The sequence below is a fragment of the Mobilitalea sibirica genome (assembly GCF_015999265.1).
GTDB classification, from domain to species: Bacteria; Bacillota; Clostridia; order Lachnospirales; family Lachnospiraceae; genus Mobilitalea; species Mobilitalea sibirica.
In genome coordinates this window covers 26,703-39,864 of sequence record NZ_JAEAGR010000009.1, presented here as the reverse complement: position 1 = coordinate 39,864, position 13,162 = coordinate 26,703, and the positions used below count along the sequence as shown (strand labels likewise).

General features: G+C 37.5%; 6 protein-coding genes. 1 reads left to right on the top strand and 5 read right to left on the bottom strand.

Annotated features, from left to right (window positions below):
- Positions 1-31: 31 nt before the first annotated feature.
- Complete coding sequence (locus I5677_RS09610; protein ID WP_197661376.1) at positions 32-1,018, bottom strand: asparaginase; 987 nt, start codon at positions 1,016-1,018, stop codon at positions 32-34.
- 345 nt (positions 1,019-1,363) lie between these two features.
- Between I5677_RS09610 and I5677_RS09605 the strand changes: the two genes are divergently transcribed.
- On the top strand, positions 1,364-3,484 hold the full coding sequence (locus I5677_RS09605) for a thioredoxin domain-containing protein (protein ID WP_197661375.1): 2,121 nt from the start codon (positions 1,364-1,366) through the stop codon (positions 3,482-3,484).
- Positions 3,485-3,922: 438 nt separating this feature from the next.
- Here the strand turns inward: I5677_RS09605 and I5677_RS09600 are convergent, their stop codons facing one another.
- The 4 genes from I5677_RS09600 to I5677_RS09585 form a co-directional block, all read right to left on the bottom strand.
- Positions 3,923-5,524, bottom strand: coding sequence for a mannitol dehydrogenase family protein (locus tag I5677_RS09600; RefSeq protein WP_197661374.1), 1,602 nt, complete (start codon positions 5,522-5,524; stop codon positions 3,923-3,925).
- A gap of 222 nt (positions 5,525-5,746) precedes the next feature.
- On the bottom strand, positions 5,747-6,820 hold the full coding sequence (gene uxuA, locus I5677_RS09595; protein ID WP_197661373.1) for a mannonate dehydratase: 1,074 nt from the start codon (positions 6,818-6,820) through the stop codon (positions 5,747-5,749).
- Between the two features lie 227 nt (positions 6,821-7,047).
- The gene (locus tag I5677_RS09590) at positions 7,048-11,196 is read right to left on the bottom strand and encodes an Ig-like domain-containing protein (protein ID WP_197661372.1); all 4,149 of its coding nucleotides are present in this window, start codon (positions 11,194-11,196) and stop codon (positions 7,048-7,050) included.
- Positions 11,197-11,232: 36 nt separating this feature from the next.
- Entirely contained in the window at positions 11,233-12,867 is a 1,635-nt protein-coding gene (locus tag I5677_RS09585; protein ID WP_197661371.1) for a carbohydrate binding domain-containing protein, read from the bottom strand.
- Positions 12,868-13,162: the final 295 nt, after the last annotated feature.

The following is a 13,162-nucleotide window of genomic DNA, read 5'->3' as shown; positions in this document are numbered from 1 at the left end:
CATTGCATGTATATATTCTTATTTAACAACTTCAAGGTTCCCCTATTATTTTAAATATTTCTATTATTCTTTCTCTATCAAAATCACATGTTACTAGTAAACATAACAATATTCTCGCCTTCAAGGAATCCATTATTCCTGCATAGATGCAGCCTGCCTTAATCAATTCTACCTCGGATCCAGGATAACCCCGATAAGTATTTCTTAATACTTCACCATTGCCTGTTCTGGAGGACATAACTACAGGAATTTCATTAATGATATGTGGGAGCTTTAATGCAAATTCATTTGTTACATGTCCTCCACCAAATCCGTCAATTACCATTCCTTTATAGCCTGCCTGAAGTATAAAATCCAAAATGTGTCCTCCATCTCCTAGAGACATGCCAGCCAAAAATACAGGAACCGGCTTCCAATGAAAAAAACCAGAAAATATCGTTTTATCAATATTTATCTGCCTTGGAATCATAGTTAATCTTGGGTGGCCTTCCGAGATATAACCGATAGGGCCAAATTGTGATTCAAATGCACCCGTTCTTTGTGTATGCATTTTTTTCACATACAAAGATGAGTGTATCTCATCATTCAATACAAGGACACATCCAACATTACGAAATACTTCGGATGATGCAACAATTATTGCAGAAAAAAGATTTGCATTTCCCTCCGACCCCCTAAGCCCAGCGTGTCTCAAAGCTCCTGTAAAAACAATTGGAACTTTACTATCAACCAACAATTCCAACATAAATGAAGTTTCCTCCATGGTATCTGTCCCTTGTACGATTACAATACCATCGATTTTTTCATTTATTTTACACATTACAGCTTTGGCTAAGAATGTAACATCATCTATTAATAAATCAGAAGACGCCTTCTGCATCAAGTCTTCATAAGTTATATTAATATGATCAGGCAATTCTCCTATTTCATTAATTAAATCTTCTGCCCGCTTTCTGTTTTTATTATTACTTAGATAGGAAATAGTACCTCCCATAGCAAATATGTGAATTCTCTTCATAGAATACTCCTTAAGTACCTGTATGCTGCTAAACTCTGATTAAATTAATTTCTGTGCTAAGTATTATACCCATGTACTCAATATCTAACCATTCGGAAGATATGCATACTTGTTTAAAGCTTTAACCCTGCTCGTAATCATCACCTTCAATATATTCTAAAATATCACCATGCTGACATTTAATTCTCTGCAAATTACATTTAGAGTAGATAACTTATAAAACACATAATTGAAATTAATCCAAATACTTAACTAATATCCTATCTTATAATTTCCACTACTTATTGGCATAATAATTAAATAAGTATATCCGAATTTTCATGAAAACGATAAGGAGTGTATAAAATGGCAATCACGACAGAACATGTAACGAATAAAGGACAAGGAACAACCCGTATTCCCAATAAATTAGGAGGAGAAAAGTCCCCCTACCTTTTGCAGCATCAATATAATCCTGTGTATTGGTATCCTTGGAGCGATGAGGCATTTGAAAAAGCAAGAAAAGAAAATAAACCTATCTTTTTGAGTATTGGTTATTCCACTTGTCATTGGTGCCATGTAATGGCCCATGAATGCTTTGAGGATGAGGAGGTTGCTCAGATACTTAATGACCACTTTATTAGTATAAAAGTAGATAAAGAAGAACGTCCTGACATTGATACGGTCTATATGACTGTATGCCAGGCCACAACAGGACATGGCGGCTGGCCCCTTACAATTCTCATGACCCCAGATCAAAAACCCTTCTATGCTGCAACCTATATCCCCAAGCATACACGCTATGGTATGATTGGCTTAATGGATTTATTAACTCAGGTTCATAATGACTGGGAGACGAACAGTAAGGACATGCTTCAAACCGGAGATAAGATCGCTAAAGTAATGAAAGAAAGCTTTGAGGGGAAATCAAATAAAGGTACCGTTTCCAAAGACTTGGTAAATGTAGCAGTATCTGAACTGAAGCAAAGCTTCGATCATGATTATGGAGGTTTTGGTAATGAACCAAAGTTTCCTACTCCCCATAATCTTATGTTTCTTCTAGCTTATGCAAGCCTTGAGGCTGATGAGCAATCCCTCTTTATGGTTGAAAACACCTTGAAGCACATGTACCGCGGCGGTATCTATGATCATATCGGTTATGGTTTTTCGAGATATTCCACCGATGCCAGATGGCTGGTACCTCACTTTGAAAAAATGTTATATGATAATGCCCTGCTTACAATTACGTACTTAGAAGCTTATCAGTATACGAAAAACCCCTTGTATAAAACGATAGCAGAACAAATTCTTGATTACATCCGTCGGGAGATGACGGATAAGGAGGGCGGTTTTTACTGTGCTCAGGATGCCGATAGTGAAGGTGTTGAGGGTAAATATTATGTCTTTAAACCGGAAGAAATAACTGCCGTTTTGCAAAATGATGATGCGGGCTTCTTTTGTAATTATTTTGATATCACCAAGGAGGGGAACTGGGAAGGAGCCTCGATCCCAAATCGCATAAAGGCAAACGAACTAAATCCAGAAAACGAGCGGGTTGTTCGACTAAGTAAATATATCTATAATTACCGCTTGGACCGTTCGGCTCTTCACAAGGATGATAAGATTTTAACCTCCTGGAATGCATTAATGATAACTGCGTATGCAAAGGCTGCTGTCATATTACGAGGCACTGAATATGCAGATATTGCAGAAAAAGCAGTAGAGTTTATCAATACAAAACTGATGGATGAGACAGGACGACTTTACGTTAGATACCGTGAAGAGAATGCTGCTTTTTATGGACATTTGGATGATTATTCATTCTATATCATGGCCTTGCTTCAGGTATATGATGCAACCTTTCATGTAGATTATCTAAAACAAGCCATCAAATTAACGGATCAGATGCTGGAATTATTCTGGGATGATATTAATGAGGGATTTTTCCTTAATGCCAGTGATGCGGAGCAGTTAATCTATCGTCCGAAAGAGGTATATGACGGTGCAATCCCCTCCGGTAATTCCGTCGCAGGATTCGTATTGCAAAGACTAGCTCATATAACCGCTAATCCTAAATATCGTGAATATGCGGATAAGCAGTTAAGCTTTCTAGCCGGCCAGGTTAAAGATTATCCGGCAGGGCATTGCTTTTCACAGAAAGCCTTTTTGGAAGCGCTTTATCCTTCCAAGGAAATTGTATGTGTCATAGGTGAAGCAGAAGAAAATGAAAATACTGCTAAGACAAAGAAGAAAGAAGCATTTGTAACCGGTGAGTATGATAAACTCAGAAAATATATGGCAGAAAATTATGAACCGAATACCGTTGTACTGGTAAAGACAGAGAAAAATCAGGAAGAACTGCAAAAGATAGCGGATTATGTCAAGGATTATCATATAATAAATGACAGAACCACATATTATGTATGTGAAAATCACAGTTGCCAGGCTCCTGTTAATGATTTGGTTACAAATACTCAAAATAAATAATAAAATAGATGACGTTTATATGGAACAAGAATCGAATAAAAAAATTACTTTTGTAAATATCTAATTCTAACCTAATTAATCTAGATCCTAAGAAATAACTTCCACGAGGCATATACCTCTTATAACAAAAAGCTGTTATTTCCTATACTTTTATAAATCGTATTGGAAATAACAGCAAATTTAATTAAAAATCGTCATATTTACTGCTCAGATCTCATCCTGCTTATAACTAATATTTGATTACATATAGGATTTACTTATCTATCGTGTCTTTACTCCCGGTAAGTTTTACACTGATTGCGTTGTAATAACCTTAGTAGGGGAGTAATCACATTAGCAGTTAACTAAATTTTTTTATCCACTTTGTTAGGGCTGAATACCTTAATAAGATGCTTAGGATTAATTATTTGATATATCTTAATTTGATCGATCAATGTTCTAACCAAGATACTTCTTTAAGGTTTCTCTAACTGCGCCTTTATCGGCTATCAACTCCTTGAACATTCCTTCAATCTTTTCTCCCAAACCTACCTCATATAAATTTACAGCAAATATTTTGTCATTTGATAAGATTGGTTTCAGTAGATCTTTATCCAAATTGGTATCACCCAATTTGACATTCTTTACAAAACCCTGCAATTCTGAAAGTAATGGGTCCGGACTCGGAGTAAACTCATTCCCGTTATCATCAATACCCATTAGGTATCTGCACCAGCCGGCAATGGTTAGGGGTATTAAAGTAAGGTCATTCACATTTAAGCTATCACTATTATGATATGCCTTAATTGTCTCACCAAAACGGATGGGTATCTTTTGAGAGGTATCAGTTGCAATTCTTTGTGGTGCATCCGGCATGAAAGGATTCGGAAGACGAAGATCTAACACTGCCTTAATAAAATCCTGAGGATCTAGAACACCGGGATTGACTACCACCGGCATGCCTTCCACATATCCAATTTTGTTAACTAATTTATTAAGTTCTGTATCCCTCATCTCTTCCCAGATTGTCTGGTAAGATAACAAGCATCCGAATATCGCAAGAGCTGTATGAAGAGGATTTAAGCAGGTACATACCTTCATCTTCTCTACCTTATCCACTGTTTCCCGGTCGGTAAAAAGAAAGCCTGCTTTCTCAAACGGAGGTCTTCCGTTCGGGAACGTGTCTTCAATTACAAGATACTCTGTCTCTTCCGCATTGACAAATGCAGCTGTATAAGTGTTCTTGCTGGTGATAATTAGATCCGTATCCTCAAAATCATCCTCCAGAAGCATTTGCTTAACCTTATCATCCGGTCTCGGAGTGATTTTGTCAATCATACTCCAAGGAAATGCCACTTTCTTCTCATCCTTGATATATTTTAAAAATCCCTCTTCAACATATCCTTTAAGGACCCAGGTCTTAGCATAGGTTTCAACCGCTGCATAAAGCTTGTCCCCATTATGAGAGCAGTTATCCATACTAACCAAAGCAATCGGAGCAGCTCCGTTCTTGTATCTTTCAACCATTAAAGCTGTGATTTTACCCATGATATGCATAGGTTTATCCATTCCTGCTTCAAAATCATTGACTACTACACCAAGGTAATCACCCTTAGAATCCACTAGACTGTAACCCTTTTCCGTAATTGTAAAGCTGGCCAACTGTAGGGAAGGATTTTTAAAGATCTCTTTTAATCGATCCCATTCAGTTGTATTCGCTGCATCAGCGATAATCGATTCAACCACGCTGCCGATAACCTTCTTTTCAATGCTACCGTTTGATTTCAGTACGACCAAGAGACTAAGATCATCAAAGGGCTTATATGCCTTCTCAATAATCTCATAATCAAAGCCTTCACTTACTATAACACCTTTATCATAGCTTCCTTCATCAAGCATCTTTTGTAAGCCTGCTGCCGGGAAGCCTCTGAAGATATTACCAGCACCAAAATGTATCCAAGTGGGATTTTCCTTAGTAGCCTTTCTTACCTTTTCCCTATCATATTCCGGAAGCTCATAGCCTTTCTGCTTCCAGGAAGAGTCGTAATTAACTAATTTCATTATAAATTACCTTTCCGGGTATGAAAAATTTAGAGTTTATTTAAGGATTTATATGGTGACTTCTTGTTAGTATAATTTTTTACATACCCTGATACAAACTTTTTCTCTTGTCTTCAAGACAGTTAAATTTTTATTAGTATATATATTTGTTAATATTTGTTGATTAATACTTCCTTAGTATTTCTCTTTTTTTATTTATCTTATGTTTATATGCCATGCTAACTATTTCTTATTCTTTCTAATTGCTTCCCAAAGACCGTTCAGATATGCAACTCCAAGAGCCCTGTCATATAATCCGTATCCAGGTCTTGCCTGTTCGCCCCAGATCATTCTTCCATGATCAGGACGTACCACACCATCAAAATTGATATCCTCTAACGCTTTCACAATCTCATACATATCAAAGTTACCATCCGAGGATAAGTGAGAGCTCTCATGGAATACTCCGTCCGTTTCAAATTTCATATTTCTTAAATGAGCAAAATGAATTTTCTTACTGATCTTAGGATTACGAATAATCTCAGGTAGATTATTCTTTAAGTTGCTTCCTAAAGAACCGGAACATAAAGTAAATCCATTATAAATACTTTCATTCAAGGAAGCAATTTCTTCTAAGGCTTTTTCACTGGTAACAATTCTCGGTAAGCCAAACACACTCCATGCAGGATCATCAGGATGAATTGCCATCTTAATCTGATATTTCTCACAAACAGGCATAATGGCATCTAAGAAGTATTTTAAGTTCTGCATTAGCTTTTCTGCGGTAACACCCTTATATTTCTCAAATAAGCCCATAATTTCATCCCTACGGTTAGGTTCCCAACCGGGTAGAACAAAGCCGCCGCTTTCCTTCTCCATGCGCTCGAACATAGTCTCCGGCTTAATGTCTTTAATGATATTTTCATCATAAGCCAATGCCGTGGAACCATCCTCAAGCACCATAGCTAAATCTGTTCTTGTCCAATCGAAGATTGGCATGAAATTATAGCACACCATGTGTACATCTGCCTTGCCAAGATTCTCAAGGGATACCTTATAGTTTTCAATATATTGTTCTCTGGAGGGCAAACCGATCTTAATATCCTCATGGATATTAACGCTCTCGATACCTATTAGCTTTAATCCGCTATCCTCCACCTCTTTTTTCAATTTTAAAATATCTTCAAACTTCCAAGCCTCACCCACAGGGATATCGTGTAATGAGGAAACTACTCCGGTAACACCGGGTATTTGTTTAATCTGATCCAGAGTTACACTGTCGTGCTTACTTCCGAACCAACGTAATGTCATATCCATGTTTATAATTCTTCCTTTCTGTTTCCAGTAAGTATCATCTTTTAAGATAAGTATAGTATATTCGTATTATGTACTGTTTTCAAGATTTATTTATAACATACCATAAAGAAAGTTTACTAATAGCTCTAAACCCTACCTCAAAACCTTATCAGAAACCTGAAATAAAGAAGTTGGATTCTATTTGGAATCCAACTTCTTTTATTTATCTTTAATATAAGTTATTTAGATTACGGTACAGGTACTAAGTTAACACCATCAATATAGTAGGGGGTAGTTTCTCCTGTGCTACAGCCAAGAGCAATTTCAAATGTTCCTACTGTACCTATAGTACTTTTAACAGTTTCATCAATCGTAATATCTACATTATACCATATGCCTCTATGATCTGCCGTACTCCATCCTCTACCGCTTGCAGTAGTTATGTTTGTACCAAAATCTACAGTGAAATCTTTATAGTAAAACCCGTTTGCATCTACTGTATTTCTAGGCATAAATACTTTGAAGGAAACTGCTTCATAATCATTAATAGTTTTACCGTCCGGTAATACTATATCGAGCTTCACTGCCTGATTCCAATCTGTGTTGGTGAGTTTTAGCACCTTGCTAGATGTATTGGTAAGTATTAAACCAGCAATTTCCTCTGGTGTTACTATCGAAGTTGTAACCGTACTCTGCCCCACTTTACCTAATGGAGGAGCTGCACCATCAAAGTTCTCTACTACGAATTCAGTACCATCTGATGTAAGAACTGCTATATCATCCAGAATATAAGTAGCTCCACCAGGTGCACTCATACCTAATCCAATTTCGATAGCTGAACCAGTTACTGCTGACACCATGTCAGATGTGAAGTCAAATGTAACAGTTCTCCATGCTCCTTCTTCGCCAAAGCCATTATTTACACTTGTTATAAAATTACTACTTCCATCAAGTGTATCACCTGAATAATCTAAAACTTCTCCAGCAAGTAGATACGCATTTTTATATCTTGCATTTGTACCAGCAAGGGAATAATATCTCGCTGTGAGTTTAGTATAATCGGCCAATGTTGTACCAGCAGGTAAATTAATAGCAATTTTAGGCACTGTGTTCCAGTTATCATTTACTACTTTTAATCCATTAGAAGTTGCAAATCCCTCCTTAACTTCATCAGCCATCTGTGCTGTTGTGATTACTTCAGCAGTAAGTCCAATGGTGTCAAAAGTAGAAACACCACCTTCAAAATCGTATGATGTAATGGATGGATCTGAAGGTGTTACACTCGGGAATAAAGTTGTATAAGCAGCTTCTGCTTGAGCTTGTGTACCTTGATAAAGTAAAAAGTTATCAATAAAGAAGCTTGATGCTGAATTAGTCTCAAAATATAGATGAACACTAGTTGCATCTTCCGGTATTACAACTTCCTTAACAAACTGTGTCCATACTCCCTGCTCTATAGTATGAGAAACTGCATCATAAGCTCCATCCGGATTAGCAGGATTCTTGATTTGGAAAGTCGCCTTTAACTCCTTAGCCTCCGCATCATCATGTTTCATATACGTTATTAATGTAACTGTTTTTCCTGCATAGGATGATAAACTATAACCTGGATTTCCCCATCCCAAACCGGATGTTCCGGGCACTGTTTTAATGCTCTTGTTGCTGTTATATCCTTCATCAGCAAAAGATATTCCCGTATCTATTGTTCCTGTCAACTCATAGGTACTTCCATCTTCAAAATCTGCTGATAATATAGGTTGACTAACAGGTGTATCTCCTCCGCCTCCGGTTTTAGGAACTAGCACAATATCGTCGAGATAATATGTACCACCACTGCAGCTGATACCAATTGCCAATTCAATCGTTCCAGACAAACTACTCAATGTCCCGTTAAGAGTAATTGTCTCTTCGGCCAATGCTGTTGTAAGGCTACCACCTCTGCTTGTAGTACCGATTAATCTAGCATCTGTCCCTTCATTACCAAACTGGCCTGTCAAGCTGGTACCTGCCTCTGCTCTTACTGTCTTATTATTTACGTCTCCTGATATCCAGGCAGCTTTATAAGTAATCTTCGCGTAGTCACCAAGAGTTGTTCCTTCCGGAATAGTCATTTGAACAACTGCAGCTCCATTATAATTTGATGGCTTAACTTCAAGTAAACGGTTGTTAGAATTATTGGGATCAATAATTACTTTTGCTGTTATAGCAGTTGCACCCCAACCGATTGTTTTTAATGTAGTATTTACTTCCATATCATCAAATATTACAGAGCCTGCAGGTGCAGGAGTGATTACCGGTGCTTCACCTGCGACAGTAACTGAGCAGTATGCTTTAAAGCCGCCATCAGCCGTTGTTGCAGAAATCCTTGTAGTACCGTCACCTACACCCGTTACATTACCATTATTATCAACACTTGCAATAGATGCATTCTCGGACTCCCATGTTACATTTTTATTATCCGCGTTTAATGGATCAAGAATGGCATTAAGTTTCACTGTGTCTCGTTTACGAATTTCTATTTCATTCTGATCTAAACTTACACCTTCAACACGAATAGCTTCTCCAATTGATTCAACTGTAATGCTAACGTTGTCAAGATAATAATTACTTAGGTTGGGTGATTCAAAGTAAAGTATTGCACTTTCAATATCATTACCTAATTCAAAGGTACCATTAAGTGTATACCAAGTACCTGCTTCTGTTAATTCAATCTCACATCCTTCAGGTTGATTGTATCCACTGGAGTTATAATTAACAGTAGCTTTTAACGTTCCATCTTCATCGGCTTTAATATCAGCTTTTATACGAATTGTAACATGTTTTCCAAGGTATTCACCTAGGTTGATACCAGCACCTGCCCAATCAGCACTCTTGCTACTGATTTTGGCTGCCTTACCACCACCATTTCCTCCATCAACAACAGCAATACTTACAGTTCCTTTAACGGAGGTTAAACCATGGGGTCCTTCTTCATAATCATTTACATATATTTCATCACCAACATTTATTTCCATAGGAGGTTCAGGAATAGTAATTCCACCTCCGCCACCGCCGCCTATAGCCGGTGGTTCTGTTGTAGTTGATGAACCTGCTTTTACATCAGATCCTTGTACATTAGTGCCTTTAGCCTCACCAACGGTAACAAGGGTATTGACAGTATCAATTCTACAGTTATCAGCATTTACATATGCCTCAGATACTTCACCGGCACCGTAGAGTAGGGAACTTTCACCTGTAAGATCAATAGTACCAACATAGCCGCCCTTAGCAACATCAATATCAGCTTTTTTACCTTCAGAAACAAAATTATCTACTGTTCCGCCTACTTTGATCTTGCTTTCTGCACCGGCGTTCTTAATAGTTCCAACGCTACCTTTGGTTGTAAGGGATGAACCTTTTGCCTTTTCATCAATCGTAACTTCCTTCGTAGGAACTGCTACTTCGATTTTAGCTGCTCCAGTGAGAGTTAAATTATCGATTTCAGAATCCCCTGCATCGGTTAATACAACATTACCGGCATTCTCGCCACCGCTAACAGAAACATTACCTATTTTACTTCCGGTAGATACAATTTCCATATCACCGAAGGAAGCATCCAAAAGAATATTACCTACATACCCTTCTAAGAATAAGGTGATTTTGCCATCCTTATCTTGAGTAAATGTTAGTCCTTCAATTTCAGAACCGTCTTCCTGCTTAATCATGGCATTAACTTTTGCTTGAAGGTTGGATACTTTTGTATTGCTTCCTACAACAAGCTTAGGTGTCTTTGAATCTTCGTTCTCATCCTCTGTAGTAAAAGATACAATCTCTTCATCTGCCTGAGCTTCGTCGATAACAACCTCATTCATATCAGAATCATATGTATATACAGAATATTCTCCACTTTCTAAGATGAGTTTATTCTTTACATTAACTCCGGCAAGATATATGTCTGCATCTCCAACGGACTCATCAATAGTCACGTTCCCATAAGTCTTATCGATTACAATTACTTCATTCTCCGTATCTACGTTCTTATCTGTAATAAGCAGATCTTCTAATACGGTTATTACAACTTTTTCATACTGGCTACTTCCATCCAATGCTGTTACAGTTATGGTTGCTTTACCGGGTGCAAGTGCTTTTACTAAACCTGTAGTGGTAACATATACTACATCTTTATCAGAAGATTTAAATTTCATCTTCTGTATAGTAGCATTCTCCGGTTCAACATAGGTACTAATTTGCTTTGTTGTATTGGTTGCCATCGTTGCTTTCTGAAAATTAGTGTAAACTCCTTCTACATAAACCTTCTCTGCGGCAGAAGCATTTAAAGAAGCAACACCATTACTCGTTAAGAGCAACGCAGCCGTTAAAACAGCTGAAAACGCCTTTTTAAATAGCCTTTTATTCACTTATTTTCTCCTCCTTCTATCATGAAATAGGGTTTCTTATTTGACAACCTTGAGTTCTATATCGTCCATATAGAAGGTCAGTGCGTCATTATTTTCAGTTTCTATGAATATCATATCTCCTGTAGCACCATCTGCTATATAACAATCAGCCTCAATTTTGGTCCATTCACCCTTTTTAACAGGAATCTGTGAGAGAATGTTATCTGAATTATCTGCCTTCTCTAATTTATTGTTTAACTTAAAGTTTACTTCATCAGGGCCTTCGTCATACATTACATACACACTGGTATGAACTGTCTTACCAAAGTAGCTTGCCTTTATGATGTTATTGGCTAAATTAAATCTTACACCTGCACCATCCCAACCTGCACTACGCTTAACTTCAAGACTAGCCTTACCATTGTGAGCATACTTCGTTGTTATTGTGCGTTCCGAGCTTCCTCTTGGATCGAGTACTTTTTCACCTTCGAAATCATTTTCATAAACGCTATCGCCAACTTTTGCTTTCTCAACTTCAACAACATCTTCTTTAATAAGCTCAGCTTCAATCTGTTCTATAACAACATTATCGACATAGAAATCTATTAAGTTGTTCGCCTCAAAGTAAACATTACTATTTGTTGTACTTGGAGACACTTCCATGATACCGGAGATTTTAGTCCATTTACCTTTTTCTACTTCTACATCTCCACTAACCATCGGATATCCGGTTCCATCCTTATCATCTCTTTGTTGTGAGATCTTTAATACTTCTACATCTTCTCCAGAAGTAAATCTTACCCAACCGGATACTCTATAGGTTGCACCAGGTGTTACAAGATTTGTAACATCTACGGTAGCACCATTCCAGTTTGCAGTACGGTCTGTTACTGATAGATAACCTTTACCACCTTCAGCCGCCATACCGGCAGTCGTCTGAGATACTTTTGCAGCACCTCTTCCAGTGAAACCGCCGCTTGAAGAAGCAAAGTCCTCACTATATACTGTCTTAATGACTTTTACGTCATCTTTCTTATCTTCTGTTATTTCATCATCATCCGGTGTTTCGGTTTCTTCTTCTTCAACATACTCCTCACCGTCTTTTAAAATCTTGATTGTTACACTGGCACTTCTTCCGCTTAAAGCTTTCGCGGTAAAAGTTACTTTTCCGGATTTCTTTGCTACGAATGAGCCATCTTTTTCGATATCCGCGATGTCTTCATCACTGGATGTCCATGTAATGATATCATCGGAACTTTCCGGTGTAAGTTTTGTTTTAAGTCTGTAGTACTCCTTTACATCAAGACTATCTACTGGGTTGGATATCTCAACCTTAACAGCCGGTTTTAATACCGTTACTTTTGCCGTTAACCGATAGGTTGTTCCGGAAACATCGATTTTACAATGAATATTTGCCTGACCTTTTGCTACACCGGTAACAACACCATTTTTCTCATTCACTGTAACAACATCTTCATTGCTGGATGTCCACTCGTATGAGGATCCCTTGATTTTGTTATTGATGTTGAAATTAAATGTCTTACCGATTACAATCGTTTTCTTTGTAGCATTCAATGTCGGAGCTTTTTTTTCTACTGCTGCCAGGGCAGGAACTAACATGGTTGTTACCATTGCTACTGCGAGGGCTAACGTAGTAAGCATTTTACATGCTCTTTTGCATTTCTTACTCATTTTGCTTTTTACCTCCTCTAAATTATCAACGATGTACCTATTGTCTGTCCCGTTATCTGAGTTATACCCCCGTGATATAGTTAACTCTCCCTTAACACCTCAGATAAGCTGCTGCGTACAAAGCTGCATAGTCTTTTGCTTTTGCACTACACCTCCTTTATTTGATTTTTAGTTTACCCCTATATGTAAAAGTAACTAAAAGCAAAACTTATAAAATAAAAAATGTATTTCCAGTAATCAGCAATGCTTATAATCGAGTAATCTGGTATTTGTATAACTAAAATACACTCAGCTC

Bases quoted from the DNA above. Each gene is read 5' to 3' on its own strand.
- uxuA (WP_197661373.1), bottom strand. From the start codon at position 6,820: ATGGATATGACATTACGTTGGTTCGGAAGTAAGCACGACAGTGTAACT.
- I5677_RS09610 (WP_197661376.1), bottom strand. From the start codon at position 1,018: ATGAAGAGAATTCACATATTTGCTATGGGAGGTACTATTTCCTATCTA.
- I5677_RS09605 (WP_197661375.1), top strand. From the start codon at position 1,364: ATGGCAATCACGACAGAACATGTAACGAATAAAGGACAAGGAACAACC.
- I5677_RS09600 (WP_197661374.1), bottom strand. From the start codon at position 5,524: ATGAAATTAGTTAATTACGACTCTTCCTGGAAGCAGAAAGGCTATGAG.
- I5677_RS09585 (WP_197661371.1), bottom strand. From the start codon at position 12,867: ATGAGTAAGAAATGCAAAAGAGCATGTAAAATGCTTACTACGTTAGCC.